Origin of the sequence: Falsiroseomonas sp., from assembly GCF_051860665.1 — a bacterium.
GTDB lineage: Bacteria > Pseudomonadota > Alphaproteobacteria > Acetobacterales > Acetobacteraceae > Falsiroseomonas.
Window position 1 is genome coordinate 15,151 of the sequence record NZ_JBHYDM010000047.1, and the last position, 18,069, is coordinate 33,219.

The 18,069-nt window shown below is 72.0% G+C and carries 16 protein-coding genes; 9 read left to right on the forward strand and 7 right to left on the reverse strand.

Annotation, left to right across the window (positions count from 1 at the left end; genetic code table 11):
• Positions 1-50 precede the first annotated feature (50 nt).
• From coxB to ACTIF1_RS25295, 3 genes are read left to right on the forward strand one after another with little or no spacing between them, the layout of a single operon-like run.
• Positions 51-1,058, forward strand: coding sequence for a cytochrome c oxidase subunit II (gene coxB, locus ACTIF1_RS25285; protein ID WP_439599236.1), 1,008 nt, complete (start codon positions 51-53; stop codon positions 1,056-1,058).
• The gene (locus ACTIF1_RS25290; protein WP_439599237.1) at positions 1,055-3,586 is read left to right on the forward strand and encodes a cbb3-type cytochrome c oxidase subunit I; all 2,532 of its coding nucleotides are present in this window, start codon (positions 1,055-1,057) and stop codon (positions 3,584-3,586) included. The genes coxB and ACTIF1_RS25290 overlap by 4 nt, the downstream gene beginning before the upstream one ends.
• Positions 3,583-3,972, forward strand: a complete 390-nt coding sequence (locus ACTIF1_RS25295) for a hypothetical protein (RefSeq protein WP_439599238.1) — start codon at positions 3,583-3,585, stop codon at positions 3,970-3,972. The genes ACTIF1_RS25290 and ACTIF1_RS25295 overlap by 4 nt, the downstream gene beginning before the upstream one ends.
• Here ACTIF1_RS25295 and ACTIF1_RS25300 read toward each other — a convergent pair.
• Positions 3,966-4,454: a c-type cytochrome gene (locus ACTIF1_RS25300; RefSeq protein ID WP_439599239.1), complete on the reverse strand. Its 489-nt coding sequence runs from the start codon at positions 4,452-4,454 to the stop codon at positions 3,966-3,968. The two genes, ACTIF1_RS25295 and ACTIF1_RS25300, sit on opposite strands and share 7 nt — an antisense overlap.
• A gap of 104 nt (positions 4,455-4,558) precedes the next feature.
• Between ACTIF1_RS25300 and ACTIF1_RS25305 the strand changes: the two genes are divergently transcribed.
• The 5 genes from ACTIF1_RS25305 to ACTIF1_RS25325 are packed head-to-tail and all read left to right on the forward strand — an operon-like array spanning position 4,559 to position 10,551.
• Entirely contained in the window at positions 4,559-7,312 is a 2,754-nt protein-coding gene (locus ACTIF1_RS25305) for a 4Fe-4S dicluster domain-containing protein (protein ID WP_439599240.1), read from the forward strand.
• Positions 7,309-8,628: an NrfD/PsrC family molybdoenzyme membrane anchor subunit gene (gene nrfD / locus ACTIF1_RS25310; protein ID WP_439599241.1), complete on the forward strand. Its 1,320-nt coding sequence runs from the start codon at positions 7,309-7,311 to the stop codon at positions 8,626-8,628. The genes ACTIF1_RS25305 and nrfD overlap by 4 nt, the downstream gene beginning before the upstream one ends.
• On the forward strand, positions 8,625-9,158 hold the full coding sequence (locus ACTIF1_RS25315; RefSeq protein ID WP_439599242.1) for a DUF3341 domain-containing protein: 534 nt from the start codon (positions 8,625-8,627) through the stop codon (positions 9,156-9,158). The genes nrfD and ACTIF1_RS25315 overlap by 4 nt, the downstream gene beginning before the upstream one ends.
• Positions 9,155-9,562: a c-type cytochrome gene (locus ACTIF1_RS25320; protein WP_439599243.1), complete on the forward strand. Its 408-nt coding sequence runs from the start codon at positions 9,155-9,157 to the stop codon at positions 9,560-9,562. Before ACTIF1_RS25315 ends, ACTIF1_RS25320 begins: the two co-directional genes overlap by 4 nt.
• Positions 9,559-10,551: a hypothetical protein gene (locus tag ACTIF1_RS25325; protein ID WP_439599244.1), complete on the forward strand. Its 993-nt coding sequence runs from the start codon at positions 9,559-9,561 to the stop codon at positions 10,549-10,551. Before ACTIF1_RS25320 ends, ACTIF1_RS25325 begins: the two co-directional genes overlap by 4 nt.
• Here the strand turns inward: ACTIF1_RS25325 and ACTIF1_RS25330 are convergent.
• The 6 genes from ACTIF1_RS25330 to ACTIF1_RS25355 are packed head-to-tail and all read right to left on the reverse strand — an operon-like array spanning position 10,548 to position 17,507.
• Positions 10,548-11,729 (reverse strand): MFS transporter, encoded by a 1,182-nt coding sequence (locus tag ACTIF1_RS25330; protein WP_439599245.1) that lies wholly within the window; start codon positions 11,727-11,729, stop codon positions 10,548-10,550. The genes ACTIF1_RS25325 and ACTIF1_RS25330 overlap by 4 nt on opposite strands.
• The gene (locus ACTIF1_RS25335) at positions 11,726-13,063 is read right to left on the reverse strand and encodes an LLM class flavin-dependent oxidoreductase (RefSeq protein WP_439599246.1); all 1,338 of its coding nucleotides are present in this window, start codon (positions 13,061-13,063) and stop codon (positions 11,726-11,728) included. Before ACTIF1_RS25335 ends, ACTIF1_RS25330 begins: the two co-directional genes overlap by 4 nt.
• Positions 13,064-13,114: 51 nt before the next feature.
• Positions 13,115-14,503 carry an AMP-binding protein gene (locus ACTIF1_RS25340; protein WP_439599247.1) on the reverse strand — a complete coding sequence of 463 codons (1,389 nt, stop codon included), beginning with the start codon at positions 14,501-14,503 and terminating at the stop codon, positions 13,115-13,117.
• Entirely contained in the window at positions 14,500-15,768 is a 1,269-nt protein-coding gene (locus tag ACTIF1_RS25345; RefSeq protein ID WP_439599248.1) for an acyl-CoA dehydrogenase family protein, read from the reverse strand. Before ACTIF1_RS25345 ends, ACTIF1_RS25340 begins: the two co-directional genes overlap by 4 nt.
• Before the next feature lie 3 nt (positions 15,769-15,771).
• Positions 15,772-16,473, reverse strand: a complete 702-nt coding sequence (locus tag ACTIF1_RS25350) for an alpha/beta fold hydrolase (RefSeq protein ID WP_439599249.1) — start codon at positions 16,471-16,473, stop codon at positions 15,772-15,774.
• On the reverse strand, positions 16,470-17,507 hold the full coding sequence (locus ACTIF1_RS25355; RefSeq protein WP_439599250.1) for a 2,5-dihydroxypyridine 5,6-dioxygenase: 1,038 nt from the start codon (positions 17,505-17,507) through the stop codon (positions 16,470-16,472). Before ACTIF1_RS25355 ends, ACTIF1_RS25350 begins: the two co-directional genes overlap by 4 nt.
• A gap of 74 nt (positions 17,508-17,581) precedes the next feature.
• Between ACTIF1_RS25355 and ACTIF1_RS25360 the strand changes: the two genes are divergently transcribed.
• Positions 17,582-17,998, forward strand: coding sequence for a MarR family winged helix-turn-helix transcriptional regulator (locus ACTIF1_RS25360; protein WP_439599251.1), 417 nt, complete (start codon positions 17,582-17,584; stop codon positions 17,996-17,998).
• Positions 17,999-18,069: the final 71 nt, after the last annotated feature.

Genomic DNA, 18,069 nt, shown 5'->3' on the forward strand with positions numbered 1-18,069 from the left:
GAACCGTCGCGGGCACACCGCGTTGGCCGCCCAGGGACAGGGGGTGCTGCATGACCGAGACGCCGGGACGCCGCCGCGCGCCGCCGCGCCCATGGGGACTTCTGCTGCCCTGTCTGCTCGCGGCCTGCAGCGGGGTGCAGACGCCGCTCGATCCCATGGGCGATCATGCGGCACGCATCGCCGTGCTGACCTGGGTGCTGTTCCTCGGCGGCACGGCCATCTTCGTGCTGGTGATGGGCCTGCTGGTCTTCGCGCTGATCGCGCCCGCGCGCCTGCGCCAGGCCTTCGGCAGCCGCCGCTTCGTGGTGGCCGGCGGCATCATCTTCCCCACCGTCACGCTCATCGCGCTGCTGGTCTATAGCCTCGGCGTTTCCCGCGCCGTGGTGCTGCCGGGCAGCGACAACCCGCTGCGCATCGAGGTGATCGCGCGGCAATACTGGTGGGAGGTGCGCTACCCGGATGAGGGCGAGGGCGCCGTCACCGCCAATGAGCTCCGCCTGCCGGTGGGGCGGGAGGTGGAGCTGCTGCTCTCCTCGGGCGATGTGATCCACAGCCTCTGGATCCCGAACCTCCACGGCAAGATGGACATGATTCCGGGCCGGGTGAACCGCCAGCGCATCCGTGCCGACCGGCCGGGCGTGATGCGGGGCCAATGCACCGAATTCTGCGGCGTGCAGCATACGCTGATGGCCTTCTGGGCCGTGGCGGAGGAGCCGGCGGATTTCGACGCCTGGCTGGCCCGCCAGCGCGAACCGATCCCGCCACCCGCCACGCCGGAACTCGCGCGCGGCATGCAGGTGTTTGGGGAAGCGGGCTGTGGCGCCTGCCATACGGTGCGCGGCACGGAATGGCAGGCGCGGCTGGGGCCCGATCTGTCCCGCATCGGCTCCCGCCTCTCGCTCGCGGCCGGCGCGCTCGAAAATCACCGCGGCACGCTGGCGGGCTGGGTCGCCGGCGCGCAGGACATCAAGCCGGGCAATGCCATGCCCGCCTTCGGCCGGTCCCTGCCCGGTGAGGATCTGCTGGCAGTCGCCGCCTGGATGGAATCGCTGCGATGAGCGACCTCGCCACGCCCAATCCCCTGCCGCGGCCCGAGGCGGAGCTGGCCGAGCTGAAGCGCGTCTGGCGCCAGCCGCCGGGCTGGCGCGCGATCTCCGAGGTGAACAACGGCCTCATCGGCCCGCTCTTCATCGCCACCGCGCTGCTGTTCTTCCTCCTCGCCGGCCTGCTGGGGCTGGTGATCCGCGCACAGCTCGCCTTCCCGGGCCTCACGCTGGTGAACCCGGATACCTACAACCAGGTCTTCACCATGCATGGCACGGTGATGATGTTTCTGTTCGCCGTGCCGGCGGTGGAGGCGGTGGCGATCGCGCTGCTGCCTTCCATGCTCGGCGCGCGGGAACTGCCGTTTCCGCGGCTCGGCGCCTATGCCTTCCTGATCTACCTGATCGGTGGGCTGCTGTTCTACGCCAGCCTCTTCTTCGGCATCGCGCCCGATGGCGGCTGGTTCATGTATCCGCCGCTGACCAGCAAGGCTTACTCGCCCGGCATCAACACGGACATGTACCTGCTGGGCATCGGCTTCATCGAGATCTCGGCCATCGCCGGCGCCATCGAGCTGATCGTCGGCATCCTGCGCTGCCGCGCGCCGGGCATGACGCTGGGGCGCATGCCGATCTATGCCTGGGGCATCCTGGTCTTCGCCGCGATGGTGATCTTCGCCTTCCCGGCGGTGATCATCGCCAGCACGCTATTGGAGCTGGAACGCGCCTTCGACTGGCCCTTCTTCCTGCCGGAACGTGGCGGCGACCCGATGCTGTGGCAGCACCTGTTCTGGTTCTTCGGCCATCCGGAAGTCTACGTCATCTTCCTGCCTGCGGCGGCGATGGTCTCGATGATCGTGCCGGCGATGGCGCAGGCGCGGCTGGTCGCGCATTCGATGGTGGTCACGGCGCTGGTCGGCACCGGCTTCCTCAGCTTCGGGCTGTGGGTGCATCACATGTACACCACGGGCATTCCGCCGCTGTCGCTGTCCTTCTTCGCGGCCGCCGGCTTCGCGGTTTCCATCCCTTCCGGCCTTCAGGTCTTTGCCTGGATCGCGACCTTTGCGAGCGCGAAGCAGCGCATCCGATTCAGCACGCCGGCGCTGTTCATCCTGGGGTTCCTGTTCATCTTCACCCTCGGCGGGCTGACCGGCGTCATGGTCTCCGTCACGCCCTTCGACTGGCAGGCGCACGACACCTATTTCATCGTGGCCCACCTGCACTACGTGCTGATCGGCGGCATGGTCTTTCCGCTGTTCTCCGCGCTGTACTACTGGGCGCCGGCGCTCGGCAGCCAGCTCTCGGAACGGCTGGGCAGGACGGCCTTCTGGCTGCTGTTCCTGGGCACCAACCTCACCTTCTTCCCGATGCACATCAGCGGCTTCATGGGCATGCCGCGGCGCATCTACACCTTCCCCTCCGGCTTCGGGCTGGAGCTGTGGAACCTGCTCTCCTCCATCGGCGCGGCGATGTTCGCGGCGGGCGCGCTGGTGCTGCTGGTGGATGTGGTGAAGAACTTTCGGATCGGCGGGCAGCAGGGGCAGGAGAACACCTGGAATGCCGGCACCATGGAATGGCTCGACAGCCCGGAATACGGGCTGCGCAGCATCCCCCTGGTGCGCGACCGCTACCCGCTGTGGCACGACCCCGACCTGAAGCGACAGGTGGAGGCGGGGGGCCATTTTCTCCCCTTCGCCGCCACGGGACGACGTGAGGCGCTGATCGGCAGCCCGGCGGAGGCGACGCCGCAATACATCGCCTTCGTCGCCGGCCCGGGCTGGGGCCATGTGGTGGCGGCCATCGGCACGGCCGGCTTCTTCCTGGCGCTGACCAAGCCCTTCCCGATTGCGGCGGCGGTCTTCTTCCTGATCGCGCTGGCGGGCTTCATCGGCTGGCTCTGGCACGGCACGGATTTCGGGCCGGTGGGGCCGGAGCGCGTGGATATCGGTGGCGGCATCCTGCTGCCGACGCATGCGACGGGGCCGGTCACCACCTCCTGGTGGGCGATGGTCTGCACCATGCTGGTCAGCGGCACGGCCTATGCCTGCCTGATCGGCAGCTACCTGTTCCTCTGGCTGGTGAATGGCGATGCCATGTGGCCGCCGGCCGGGCAGGGCCTGCCTGTACTGGGCTGGGGCGCCGCGGCTTTCGTGCTCTATGCCGGCGCGGCGCTGTCGCTGGTCGTGGCCTCCGCCACGCTGCACGATGGCCGCGGCTGGGGGCATCGGCTGGCGCTGCTGGCAGGAATCGGCCTGCTGGCGGGGGGGCTGGCGGCGGATGGCTGGGCGCTGTGGCAGGGGCCGATCGCACCCACCCTGCATGCCTATGGCGCCAGCGCCTGGGGGCTTTTCGTCTGGCAGGCGGCGCATGTGGCGATCGCGCTGCTGATGGGCGCCTATACCCTGGCGCGGTCGCTGGCCGGCAAGCTGGGCGGGCCGCGGCGCCTGACCTTGGACAATACCCGCCTGTTCTGGCTCTACACGGTGGGCCAGGGCGCGGTCGGCCTGGTGCTGGTGCATGGCTTCCCGAGGCTGCTGCCATGAGCGGCCGGGCCCTGCGCCCAGGCCCGCGCTCCGCCTTCAGCATGCTGCTGAGCGCCGCTGGCTTCGCGCTCTGGGCGCTGCATTTCACGCTGGTCTACGCCATCAACGCCTTCGCCTGCGAGAGGGGCTATGAGGGCGCGCGGCTGCTGGGCCTTCCCTGGGTGCCCGCGATGATCGGGCTGGCGACGCTGGTGGTGGCGGTGCCGCTGCTGCTGATCTTGCGCGGCACGACGCGTGGCCTCGCCGGGCCGGTGACGGAGGGTGGCGAGGCCGAGCCGCGCTTCACCAGCTGGTTCGCCGCCGCGGCCGCCGGCTATTCGCTGCTGGCCGTGCTGTTCCAGGCTGCGCCGTCCCTGGTGCTGCCGGCTTGCGGCGTGGGCTACTGAGCGGGGCGGTCCAGGCGCGGGCGCAGCCGCGGCTCCGGCAGCGTGCCGGCCTCGCCAGGCGCAAGGGGCTGGCCGGGCGGCACGGCGGGCGCCTGGCCCAGGGTGTAGAGATAGGCGGCGATATCCACCGCCTCACTCTGCTGGAGCGGCAGGGCCGGCATGGCGGAGCCGGGCGAGACCGCCTGCGGGTTCTGCAGGAAGGCCACCAGGTTTTCGGGCGCATTGGGCAGCCGCCCGCCGACATAGCTGCGCCGCGCCCATTCCATCAGCGGCGGGCCGACCCAGGCCACCGCACCCTCGATGCCCGGGATCACATGGCAGGCGCCGCAGCCATGGGCTGCGATGGCGAGCCGCCCGCGCGCAGCATCGCCACCGGCCACCTGCAGCTCGGCGGGCACCGCCTCGTCCCCGCAGCCGGCGAGCAGCAGCGCGCCGAGGGCGAGCAGGGGCGGCAGCGCGCGGCGGCATCGGGGCTGGAACATGCGGGGCCAACGTGGAAAGGCCCGGCGCGGTTGCAGCGGCGGGGAACCAAAGCCGCGCTGGGGCGTAGCCCGGATACGGCGCGACCCACCCATCCGGAGCCATCATGACCCCGCCTGACGCGCTGCCAGATCCCCTGCCCGCGCCGGACCCGGATCGCCGCAGCCTGCTGCGCGCCGCCGGCGCCTCCCTGGCGTTGGCGACGGCCGCGGGCTGCGACATCGGCCCGCAGGAATTCGGCAGCCCGCTCTATGCCCCCGCGCGTGGCACCGATGGCCAGCCGGGCACGCGGCGCAGCTACGCCACGGTGCTGGAGCTGGACGGGCTGGGCCGCGGCGTGCTGGTGCGCACGCGGGATGGCCACGCCATCAAGATCGAGGGCAATCCGCGCCATCCCGCCAGCCTCGGCGCCACCGACGTCTTTCTCGAATCCGCCGTGCTGGCGCTGCACGATCCGGCGCGGTCGCGCAGGCTGCGGCGGCAGGGGCGTGTGGAGCGCGATGCGGCGCCTTTCGCGCGCGACCTGGCGGAACAGCGCGCGGCGCTGGCGGCAACAGGTGGGCAGGGGTTTCGCCTGCTGACGGGCCCCATCGCCTCCCCCACCCAGCGGCGGCTGATCGCGGCGCTGCTGGCGCAATGGCCCGGCGCGCGATGGCATGTGCATGCGCCGCTGGCCGATGCGGCGGCGGCGGAAGGCACCCGCCTGGCCTTCGGCGCCGCCGTGACGCCCCTGCCCGATCTTTTGCGCGCGCGGACCGTGCTGTGCCTGGGCGCGGATCCGCTCGGCCCCGGCCCGGCGCAGCTGGCCCAGGCGCGCGCCTGGGCGCAGTCGCGGGCGCGCGGGCGGCAGGAAGGGCGCCTGCCGGCGCTGATCGTCGCCGAATCCACGCCGAGCCTCACCGGCGCCAAGGCCGACCGGCTGCTGGTGCTGCCGCCCTGGGAGATCGAGGCGCTGGCCCGCGCCGTGGCGGCCGAACTCGGCATTGCGGCGGCGGCCGGCGCCACGCATCCGGAGGCCGCGTCGCTGGCGGCCACGCTGCGCGGTGCGGGCGCCGAGGCCTGCGTGCTGGCCGGACGCGGGCAGTCCGTGGCGGTCCACGCACTGGCGCATGCCATCAACGCGACGCTCGGCGCGGCAGTGCCCTGCATCCCCGATCCCACGGCCGCGGAAGCCGGCACGCTGCAGGACCTGGCCGCGGAGATCGCGGCGGGCCGGGTGACGCATCTGCTGGTGCTCGACTCGAATCCCGTCTTCGACGCGCCCGGCCGGCTCGACCTGTGCGCGGTGCCGCACACTGTCCATGCCGGGGTGCAGGTGGATGAGACGGCGCTGGCCTGCACCTGGCACCTGCCGCTGCGCCACCCGCTGGAATGTTTTGGCGATTCCCGCGCCTTCGACGGCACCGCCGCCCTGCGCCAGCCCGCCACCCTGCCGCTGGTCGAGGCCGCGCGCGCGCCCGAGGAAATCCTGGGCATGCTCGCCGGCCTGCCGGGCGACGGGTTTGTGCTCACGCAGGAAACCTGGCGGGCGGCCTGGGGCGAGGCTTTCGAGGCAAATTGGCTGGCGGCGCTGGAAGCCGGCGTGGTGGCGGAGAGCGCGACGCCGCCGCGGGTGCTGCCGCTGCGCGCGGATTTCGCGCTGCCACCGCCGGCGCGGCGGCCCACCGCGCCGGTCGCGCTCTTCGCGCCGGACCCGAACCTCTGGGACGGGCGCTTCGCCACGGAAGCCTGGCTGCAGGAACTGCCGCGATCGCTCGGCAACCTCGCCTGGGGCAATGCGGTGCTGATGGCGCCGGCCGATGCGCGCGCCGCCGGGATCGTCGAGGGCGAGGAGGTGGAGCTGCAACTGGCCGGCCGCGCCCTCCGCGCCCCGGTGCTGGTGGTGCCGGGCCAGGCGCCGGGCGTGGTCACCCTGCCGCTCGGCGGCGGGCGGCGGGCCGCGGGCGGTGTGCCGGGCGGCGTCGGGATCGCGGCCTATGGGCTGCGCCCGGCGGAGTCACCCTGGCTGGCCGAGGGGCTGCAGATCCGCGCCACCGGCGCGCAGCTCTGGGCGGAGCGCGGCGCCGATCACGCGCTGGCCGGCGATGCGCCGCGCGTGCGCCGCCTGGCGCCAGACCAGGCGGTGCCGCCGCCGCCGCCGCCGCGCTCGCTCTACCCCGACTGGACCTATTCCGGCGCCGCCTGGGGCATGGCGATCGACCTCGACACCTGCATCGGCTGCAATGCCTGCGTGGTCGCCTGCCAGGCGGAGAACAACACGCCGGTGGTGGGGCCGGAGGAGACGGCACGCGGCCGCGCCATGCATTGGCTGCGCGTGGACCGCGTGGCGACGGGCACGCCGGAAGCGCCGCAGGTGGATTTCCAGCCTGTTCCCTGCATGCATTGCGAGAAGGCGCCCTGCGAGGTGGTGTGTCCCGTGAATGCCACGGTGCATGACCACGAAGGGCTGAACCTGATGGTCTATCCGCGCTGCATCGGCACGCGCACCTGTTCCAACAACTGCCCCTACAAGGTCCGCAAGTTCAACTGGGCGGGCTATGCGCGGGCGGCGGATGCGGTGCCGGTGCGCAATCCGGACGTGCCGCTGCGGCCACGCGGCGTGATCGAGAAATGCACCTACTGCCAGCATCGCATCAAGGGCGCGCAGGATGTCGCGCGGCAGGAAGGCCGCGCTGTGCGCGACGGCGAGATCGTCACCGCCTGCCAGTCCGCCTGCCCGACGCGCGCCATCCATTTCGGTGATATCAACGATCCCGAAAGTGCCGTGTCGCGCGCGAAGGCAGACGCGAGAAACTACGCGCTGCTCGGCAATATCGATACGCGGCCGCGCACCACCTACCTCGCGAAGCTGGTCGGATGAGCGGCGCGGATTTTTCCACCCGCCCGGTCTCCGACCAGCCGCTGCGCGGCGATTTCGGCTGGCGCTTCGCGGGCGCCGTCGCGGGGGCCGGCGCGGTGACGCTGCTGCTGGCCTATGCGGTGGTGGCGCTGCTGGTCGAGGGCACGGCGCTATGGGGCACCAATATCCCCTTCGTCTGGGGTTTCGACCTCATCAACTACGTCTGGTGGATCGGCATCGCCAATGCGGCGAGCCTGTTCGCCGTGGTGCTGGTGCTGCGCCGGCACGGGCTGCGCAGTTCGGTGAACCGCTTCGCGGAAGCGGCGGCGCTGGCGGCGGTGGCGGCGGCGGCGATCTACCCGATCCTGCATCTCGGCCGACCCTGGCTGTTCTACTGGACCTTCCCCTATCCCGCGACCTTCGCGGTCTGGCCGAATTTCCGCAGCACGCTGGTCTGGGACTTCTGGGGGATCATGTCCCACGTCGTGGTCACCGGGCTGTTCTGGTACACCGGGCTGATCCCGGATCTCGCCACCATGCGCGACCGCGCGGTGGCCAAGGGGCGGCTGGCGCAGGCGCGCATCTATGGCCTGGCGGCGCTCGGCTGGCGCGGATCGGTGCAGCACTGGGCGCGCCACCAGGCGGCCTATCGGCTGGTGGCGGCACTTGTGCTGCCGATGCTGGTCTCGGCGCAGACCATCGTGGCGCTGGAATTCGCGACCACCCTCGTGCCGGAATGGCACCAGGCGCGGCTGCCGCTGCATGTGGTGGCCACCGGCATCCCTTCCGGCCTCGGCGTGGTGCTGGCGCTGGCGGCGCTGCTGCGCGGCGGGCTCGGCCTCACCCGCTACATCGATGACGACGACATGCGCCTGCTGGCGAAGCTGACCGCCGCGGCGGCGCTGGCCTGCGGATATGTCTACGCCGAGGGCCTGCTGGTGGCGGTGCTGGAGGATGCGACCACGCGCCAGGCGATCGCGGCCCGTGCCTTCGGCGCCTATGCGGGGCTCTACTGGGGCGGCGCCCTGCTGGTGGTGGTTGTGCCGCAGCTGCTCTGGCTGAAGCGGGTGCAGATCCGGGCGCGCTGGGCGGTGCCCATCGGCCTCGGTGCCGCGGCCGGCGTCTGGCTCGACCGCTTCTCGCTCGTCGCCGGCGGGCTGCTGCGCGACCACCTGCCGAACACCGCGCCGCTCTATGCGCCGACCATGCCGGAATGGACGCTGCTGGCGGGCACCGTCGGGCTTTTCGCGCTGCTGATGCTGGCCTTCGCCCGCTTCGTGCCGGTGGTGTCGATGTTCGAGATGCGGCACGAGGAAAGCGAGGCGGATGTGCCATGAGCGGCGCGCAAGGCGGGATGATCGCCGAATTCGACACGCCGGAGGCGCTGGTCGAGGCATTGCGCGCGGCGCGGGAGGCCGGGTGGCGGCGCCTCGATGCCTATGCGCCCTTCCCGGTGCCGGAGGCGGCGGCGCTGCTCGGGGTGAACGGCGCACGCGTCGCCTGGATCGCCATCGCCGCCGGGCTGTTCGGCGCGGCGCTGGCCTATGCCACGCAATGGTGGCTGAGCCTGCATGTCTATCCGCTGAATGTCGGCGGGCGGCCGCTGCATGCGCTGCCGGCCTTCCTGCCCGCCACCACCATCGTCGCCATTCTGTGGGCCGCGGCTGGGGCGCTGATCGGCATGCTGGCGCTGAACCGCCTGCCACGGCTGAGCCACCCGGTCTTCGCCGCCCCGGGTTTCGGGCGGGCCAGCGAGGATCGCTTCTTCCTCTGCCTCTTCGAGGGCGATCCCGGGCTGACGCGGCGGGAGGCCGCGTATCTGCTGCGGCGGCAGAAGCCGCTGCGCCTGTCGGAGTTGCCGGCATGAGGCGCGCGGCAGTCCTCGCCCTGCTGCTGGCCGGTTGCGACGGCTGGCAGGCCTCCGCGCCAGGCCCGCCCCCCGCGCCGCCGCCGCCGGGCGCCGTGGCGCAGGGGGAGGCCGCGCGGCGCCTGGCGCTGGCGCCGCCGGGCCCGGCGGTGACGCCCGCGCTGCTGGCGCATGGCGCGGATCGCTACGCCATCTTCTGCACTCCCTGCCATGGCGCCTCCGGCGCCGGTGACGGGCCGGTGGTGGCGCGCGGCTTCCCCGCCCCGCCCGCGCTGCCGGCGGTGGCCGAGCGCAGCATGGCGGCGATTGCGGAAAACCGCGCCCGCGCGCATCCCTTCGCGGACCGGCTTTCGCCCGAGGACCGCTGGGCCATCGCCCGCTTCGTCGAGCGCATGGCGCCATGAGGGCGCTTGCCGCCCTCGGCCTCGGCGCCGCCGCCCTGGCCGTGGCTTTTGTGGGCAGCGCCGCCGTGCTGGAAGCCTGGCTGACGGGCTTCCTTCTGTGGCTGCATCTGGGCGTCGGCGCCATCGGCGTGCTGGCGCTGGGGCATCTGCTGCGGGAGGAGTGGCTGGCGCCGGTGCGGCCGCCGCTGGAGGCCGCGGCCGCCAGTCTGCCGCTGCTGGCGCTGATGGCCCTGCCGCTGCTGCTGGTGCCGGGGCAGCTCTACCCCTGGGTGGCGGAGCAGGTGGGGCCGGAGCACGGCCCGCGCGCCGCGCTGCTGCAGCCCTGGGCCTTCCGGCTGCGCAGCCTGGCCTATCTGGCGGTGTGGAGCCTGCTCGGCTGGCGGCTGGCGCGGCCGGGGCCGCAGCGGCGGATCTCCGTCCTCGCCTTGGTGCTGCTGCTGCCGACGGCGACGCTGGCCGGCTTCGACTGGGTGCTGTCCCGCGACACCAGCTGGTACGCCAGCCTGCAAGGCTTTTCGATGTGGGTGGCCGGGCTGGCGGCGGCGCTGGCGGCGGCCATCCTGGCGGCGCGGACGCATCCCGATTCGGAAGGGCTGCCGGGGCTGGAACGCGCGCTGCTGACGCTGGGGCTGGGCGTGCTGTGGCTGTGGTTCACCCAGTTCATCGTCGTCTGGATGGCCGACCTGCCGGAGGAGGCGGGCTGGTATCTGCGCCGGCTGGGGGATTGGCGCTGGGTGCAGCTGGGCATCGCGCTGCCGGCGCTGCTGCTGGCCATCGCGCTCGCCGCGCCGCCCGACCATGGGCGCTGGCGCATGGTGGCGGTCTGCTGGCTGCTGCTGGTGCAGCATGCGGCGCATCTCTGGTGGGTGGTGCGGCCGGACGCGCCGCTGGCCCAGCCCTCGCCCTGGCTGGACCTGCTGGTGACGGCGGGGCTGGGCGCGGCCTTCGCGCTGTGGTGGCTGGCGGGGTTGCGCCGGCCCAGCCGCTAGGCCCGGATGACGCGCCCCAGCCGCAGCATGGCGAGGCAGCCCAGCGCCGGCCCCAGCGCCAGCACGGCGAAGGCGCCGCCCCAGCCCAGCGCGCCCACCATCGGTGGCATCAGCTGGATCGTCACAAGCGTGAGGGCAAAACCCAGGCTGGTCTGCACGGTGAGCATGGTGCCGGTCAGCCCCGGCTCCGCCAGCTCCGCCACGCTGGCCGAGAATTGCGCCGAATCCGCCACCACGGCGATGCCCCAGACCAGGCCCAGCAGGATGCCCACCGCCGGATGCAGGCCGAAGAGCGGCCCGGCCAGCAGGCAGCAGGCGCCCGAGACGGCCATGGCGGCGACGGTGACCCGCACGCGCCCGATGCGGTCCGCCGCCAGCCCGGCGGCAACCGAGCCCAGCGCGCCCACTGCGATCACCCCGAAACTGGCCAGCGCGGCTTCCACCGGCCGGGGCGCATCGCCGCGCCAGGCGGCGAAGCTGGCGGCGAAATACAGCCCCACCCAGGCCCACATCGCATAGAGCTCCCACATATGGCCGAGATAGCCGAGGGTCGCGAGCCGCGTGCCGCGGTTGCGGAACAGCGCGAGCGCGGCGGCGGGCCGGAAGGGCGGGGCCGGGGCATGGCGCGGGCCGAGCCGCACCAGCCCGATCAGCGCCGCGCCCACCACGGCGGAAAGGCTCGCCGCCAGCATCACCGGCCGCCAGGCCGCGCCGCCGAGCGCGGCCAGCAGATGCGGCGCGGCGGAGCCCAGCGTCAGCCCGCCGACCAGCAGCCCCACCACCAGCCCCATGTCGCCGCGATCCGCCCAGCCGGCGGCGAGCTTCATGCCGACCGGATAGACACCCGCCAGCGCCATGCCGGTGACGAAGCGCAGGGCGATCACCCCTTCCGACCCCGGCGGCAGCAGCAGGATCAGCGCATTGGCGGCGGCGCCCAGCAGGGCCGCGCTGGCGAAGACGCGGCGCGGGTCGTAGCGGTCCGGCAGGGCGAGCGCCGCACTCAGCAGCGTGCCGAGCACGAAGCCCGCCTGCACCGCGCTGGTCAGCAGCGCCTGGAAGGTGGCGCCGCGGAAGGGCGCCTCCGCCAGCATGCCCGGGCCGGCGGCGGTGGAGGAGAACCACAGCGCCAACGCCAGCACCTGTGCGACGGTAATCAGCGCGATGCTTTGCTGCTTCATGCCCAGCGATGGCCCGCGGCGGGGTGATTCTGCGGCAGCAGGGGTCCCTGCCCGAACAGCTTGTCTCGATAGGTGCCGGGGGCGTAGCCGGTCTTGTAGAGGCCGCGTTCCTGCAGCACGGGCACGACGAGGTCGATGAAGTCGACAAGGCTTTCGGGCAGCACGGTGCGGGAGAGGTTGAAGCCGTCCACGCCGGCATCCCGCATCCAGCCTTCCAGCGCATCCGCCACCTGCCGGGGATCGCCGACGATGGGCGGCTGGCGGCTGCCGAGGACGGATTGCGCGAGCAGCATGCGCGGCGTCCAGTCCGGCCCCGCGACCCTGGCCATGGCTTCGACATTGGAGCGGATCGCCTGGCTCTCGCCCGCCCGCACCGGCTCATCCATCCCGAATGTCTGCAGGTCGATGCCGAGCGAGGCGGAGGCATGGGCGAGCGCGCCTTCCGCGCTGGCCCAGGCGGCGTAGTCGTTGAGCTTGTCGCGCGCCTCCGCTTCCGTGCGCCCGACCACCACGGTGGCGCCGGCGAAGACGAGGATGGGCCGCGGCGCGGCGGCTTCGCGCAACTGCGCCACCAGCCGCGCGACGACGGACGGGTTGGTGCCGTTGACAAAAACGCATTCGGCATGGGTGCCGGCGAAGCGGCGGCCGCGTTCGCTGGCGCCGGCCTGGTAGAGCACGGGGGTGCGCTGCGGCGAGGGTTCGGCCAGGTGGATCGCATCGATGCGGTATTGCGGGCCGCCGTGGCGGATGCGGCGGACGCGTGCCGCATCGGTATAGACGCCGCCCGGCCGGTCGCGCCGCACGGCATCCCCGGCCCAGCTGCCCTCCCACAGCGCATAGACGGCCTGCATGTATTCATCCGCCAGGTCGTAGCGGTCGTCGTGGCGCATCTGCGCGTCATGTCCCAGCGCGCGCGCGGCGCTGTCGAGATAGCCGGTGACGATGTTCCAGCCGATGCGGCCCTGCGTCAGATGGTCCAGCGTGCTCATGCGCCGGGCAAACAGGTAGGGCGGCTCATAGGCCAGGTTGCAGGTGACGCCGAAGCCGAGATGGGTCGTGACGGCGGCCATGGCCGGCACCAGCAGCACCGGGTCCAGCAGCGGAACCTGCACGCCGCCGCGCAGCGCCGCATCCGGGCTGCCGCCATGTACATCGTAGATGCCCAAGACATCGGCCAGGAACAGCCCGTCGAACAGCCCGCGCTCCAGCAGCCTGGCCAGGTCCGTCCAGTGTTCCAGGCTCGTGTAGTTCGCGGCGGTGTCGCGCGGGTGGCGCCACATCCCCTGCTGGATATGGCCGGGGGTCGCCATGTCGAAGGCGTTCAGGCGCATCATGCGGGGCGTGTCCTCGGGCCGTATTGGCCCGATCATGCCCGAGTTGCGGCGTCAGGCCAGCAGTTCGCGCAGCCGGCCGGTTTCCACCTTGCCGAGCGCCGTGCGCGGCAGGGCCGGCAGGGTGACCACGGCGCGGGGAATCTTGAAGCGGGCGATCTGGCCCTCGAAATGCGCCAGCAGCCGGGCGGAGTCGAAACCCTCCGCGGGGACGACGACCGCGACCGGCACCTCCCCCCAGCGCGGATCGGGGCGGCCGATGATGGCGCCTTCCAGGATGCCGGGGGCGCTGCGCAGCAGGCGCTCGACCTCCGCCGGGTAGATATTCTCCCCGCCCGAGATGATGACGTGCTTCAGCCGGTCGGTGAACCACCAGCGACCCTCCGGGTCGATCCGGCCGACATCGCCGGTGGCGAACCAGCCTTCGGCATCCAGGGCGGGCTTGTCGGGCCAGTAGCGGCGCAGCGTGGCAGGGCCGCGGATCTCGATCTCACCCTCCGCCGCACCGCCGGCGATGCGCGCTTCCGCATGCAGGGCGGGGCGGCCGAGGGAGCCGGGGGCGGCGAGCGCTTCCGCGCGGTCCTGGATGATGGCGATGGGGCAGGTCTCGGTCGCGCCATAGACCTGCTGCACCGGAATTCCCCGAGCATGGAAGGCTTCGATCAGCGACAGGGGCACGTCGGAGGAGCCGGCGCCGATGGCGCGCAGGCTCGAAAGATCGGCGCTTTCCCAGCGCGGATGGCTGACCAGGGCCTGCATCACCGCGGGCACCAGCAGGGTCAGCGTCGGGCGGTGGCGGACAATATCGTCGAAGAAGGCGTCCGCGTCGAAGCGTGGATGCAGCAGAACCTCGGCGCCCGCCATCAGCGCCGGGGTGGTCTGGATATTCAACCCGCCGACATGGAACAGCGGCAGCACCGTCAGCACGCGGTCCTGCGCCGTCAGGGCGAAGGCGTGCTGCGCGCTCAGCGCATTGTGCGTGAGCGCGCGCTGATCCAGCACCGCGCCCTTGGGGCGGCCGGTGGTGCCGCTGGTATAGACCAGCAGGACGGGGCTCTGGTCGTCGCCGTCATCCGGCGCCTCGCCGGGTGCGGCCAGGGTGGTGGCATCCACGGCCTCCGGCATGGCCGAAACCATGTCGGGCGTGGCCAGCAGCAGCTTCGTGCCGGAATCCTCCAGGATGAAGCGCCATTCCGGCGCCGCCAGGCGCCAGTTCATCGGCAGCAGCAGCGCGCCGAGCCGGGCGCAGGCAAACAGCGCCACGATCTGCGAGGGGTGGTTCTGGCCGAGGAAGCCCACACGGTCGCCATGCCGCAGGCCGCGCGCCGCCAGCGCCGCCGCCATGGCCAGGACCTGCCGGTGCAACTCGCCATAGCTCAGCGCCCTGTCGCCGAAGCGCAGCGCGATGCGATCGGGCGGCTGCGTGGCGAGCCAGTGCCTCATTGATCCGTCTCGCCCTTCTCATAGAGCGTGTCGCGGCCGAGGCGATCGAGGCAGAGTTCCGCCGTCCAGGGCAGCATCAGCGCGCCGCAGCGGCTGTCGCGATACATGCGTTCCAGCGGCAGCGACTTCAGCATGGACTGGCCGCCGCAGGTGCGGATGGCGAGCGCGCAGAGCGCATTCGCATTCTCCATCACCGTGTATTGCGCGGCGAGTGCGCGCATCATCTGCTCCTTGCTCGGGTCTGGCCGCGCATCGGTGATGGCCTGGAACCACAGCGCCTTGGTCTGTTCCAGCATGATGCGCATCTGCGCGACCGCGATCTGCTTCGTCGGATACATGCGGCGCTTCACCGGCGGCGTGCCCGGCACCTCGCCGCGCAGGTATTTCACCGTGAAGTCGTAGGCCGCCTGGCAGATGCCCATGTAGGTGGGTGACAAAGTCATGAACATATGCGGCCAGCGCGTCGCCGCCTGGAAATACAGGCCCGGCGGCATCAGCGCCGCATCCTCCGGCACGAAGACATCCTTGAAGACCAGGTTGCGGGAGACGGTGCCGCGCATGCCGAGCGGGTCCCAATCACCTTCCACCGTCACGCCCGGCGCGGTGGCCGGCACGCCGAGATAGAGCGTGTCCCTGCGCGACAGTTTTTCGCCCTCATGCACCTCGGTGCAGAGGATTCCGTAGTAGTTCGCGTGCCCCGCGAGACTGGCGAAGATCTTCTTGCCGTTGATGAGGAAGCCGCCATCGACGCGCCTGGCCGTGGTGCCGAAGGCCGCGGCGCCGGCGGCCGCCGCGCCGCCTTCCGAGAAGGGCTGCGAATAGATCGCGCCATCCGCCAGGATGCGGTCGTAATGCATCCGGCGGCGGCGGCGATGTTCCGTGCGGGCGGCCTCGGGGATGTCGAGATCCTCGGTCAGCGCGCCGGTCCAGAGGGTGGAGCAGACATGCATGTTCCAGGTCAGCGCGGTGGCGCCGCAATACCGCCCGAGCTCCGCGGCGGTCATGCAATAGGCGCGGAAGTCGGCACCCAGCCCGCCCTCGTCCTTCGGGATGCAGATGCCCAGGAGGCCCTCGCGATGCATGTCGCGGTAGTTGTCGGTGGGGAAGGTGGCCTCGCGGTCCCAGCGCGCGGCGCGCGGTGCCAGGACGGCCGCGCCGAAGCGGCGCGCCTTGGCGGTCAGCTCGGCCTCGAAGGGGGTGAGGCGAAAGGCATCCGCGTCGAAGATCGGTGCATCGTCCAGCGAGGTGGCGGGCAGGGCGTCCATGGCTCAGCTCTCCAGGGCGTCGCGCAGCGCCGCGCGGAACTCCGCCGGCTTTTCCAGGTGGATCAGGTGGCCGGCGTCGGGGATCACGATGATCCGCGCGCCGGGAATCGCCGCCGCCATGCGCTGCATGGTCTTCAGCGGCGCGGCCTGGTCACGCTCACCGGCGATCAGCACGGTCGGCACGGCGATGCGCGCCATCTCCGCGCGGCGGTCGAAGGTGGTGAGGCAGCGCAGCGTCGCGCGATAGACCTCGTCCGGCACCGCCTGCATGGCTGCCAGCGCGCGGGCATGGGCATCCGGCGCGGCGTCGGGGCCGAACATCCCGTCCAGCATCGCGGGCGCGGCGTCGCGCATCGTGCTGCCCTCCAGCGGGCCGAGCCGCGCCTTCAGGAAGGCTTCGGCAAAACCCGGGTCGCGCCCGCCGAAGGCCGGCGTGGTGCCGTAGAGTACCAGCTTCGCGACGCGGTCCGGATGCGTCGCGACAAAATCCTGCGCCACCATCCCGCCCATCGAATGGCCGACCAGCGTGGCCTTCGCGATGCCGCGCGCATCCATGGCCTCCAGCAGCGCCTGGGTCAGCGCGGGGAAGGTCATGGCGGGCAGGGGCGCCGTGCCGCAGAATCCCGGGAAGGGCCAGTCGAGGGCCGTTTGAGAAAACTCGCCCCAGGAGGGGCCGCCGATGCCATGCAGCAGGATGGTGGTCATGCCAGAAGCCTCCCCTCGATGACCACTGGCTCGCCGTCCAGCGCGATGGTGCAGCCGAAGACGGGGATGTCGAAATGTCCCTCCGTGAAGCGGCCGGCGAATTCATTGGCGCCGGTGGAGAACAGGAAGTTCCCCGCCGCCGCGCGCAGCTCCGTGCCGTTGGTGTCGCGCGCCCCATAGGCCAGCAGCGCCTCCCGCCGCGCGCGGGGGTTCATCCCCCAGCCGACATGGCTGACCGCATAGGCGGCGCGGTCGCCCCAGGCGGCGAGGTGCTCGCGCATGGCGATGGCATCGACACCCGCGCCCTCGATCGCGGTCACATGGTCATCCACCAGCGTCAGCCGCACCGGGCTTTCGATGTAGCGCTTGAAGGTCAGGTTCGCGTCGCCCGGCGCCAGCACCAGCGTGCCATTCACGGTGCCCGCGCGCGGGAAGCTGACGACAACGCCGCCCGGCCAATGGGCGATGCTGCCGGGCCGGTCGGTCCAGCCCCAGACGCCGGCGGTGACGGCGCCGGCCATCTCCACGGTCAGGTCGGTGCCGGCCGCGCTCGTCACCGTCATGCGCTTCGCGGCGCGTGCGCGCTTCACCGCGGCCTTCACCGGCGCCTCATCCTCCGCGCGGGGCACCAGACGCTCCAGCGCCTCCGGATGCTCATTGGAGACCATCAGGATGCGGGTGCCGGCGGCCAGGATCTCCTTCAGCTCCGGCGCATGCAGCAGGCCTTCCAGCGTCAGGTCCAGCACCAGGGAGGACGCCTTCAGCGCCGCCAGCGCGCCCGGATGCCCCTGCAGGGCACGCGACGCGCCGGTGGAACGGACCGGCACGGGCGCCGCCTGGCGCGGCGTGGGCACCACCAGGCGGAAGGGGCGGCAGCCCAGGCGATGCGCGGCGAGTTCCGCCAGGTCGATGTTCAGCGGGCGGGACTGGCTTTCCGCCAGCAGGCAGACGACCTCCCCCGGCTGGGCCTTGCAGAGGCGCAGCACGGCCTCGAAGGCCTCGATCCATTGCGGCTCGATCCGGTCGTCGCGCAATCCCGGGCACTCCCTTCCATTGCGGGCAGGATAACGCTGGTCCGGGAGATATGAAAAGTCATATGTTGGCCCGCATGCAGACGGAACCGCGCTTCGTCCAGGACTATCTGCTGGCCCTGCTGGCGCGGGCGAGCCATGCGGCCTCGGCCGGCTTCCATGCGCAGTTGAAGGCGCGTGGCGTGGCGGTGCCGGTCTGGCGCGTGCTGGCGACGCTGGACGGCGCGGGAGAGGGCGTCACGGTGGGCGAATTGGCGCAGACCTGCCTGATGCAGCAGCCCACCATGTCCAAGCTGCTGGACCGCATGGCGGCGGAGCGTCTGGTGGAACGCCGGCGGCAAGGCCGGTCGATGCGCATCCTGCTCACGCCCGTCGGTGCGGCGCTGGCGGCGGAATTGGTGGCCGAGGCCCGTGCGCACGAAGCCGCGCTGCTGACCCGCCACGCCGGGGCGGCGCCGGCCTTGAAGGCGCTTCTCAGGGAGATCGCAGGCTAGAGCATTTTCACATCAGGCGTGGATATCCTGAGTTGGCGAGGTAGTTGGCGCACTCGGCTGCGGGGAAGCGG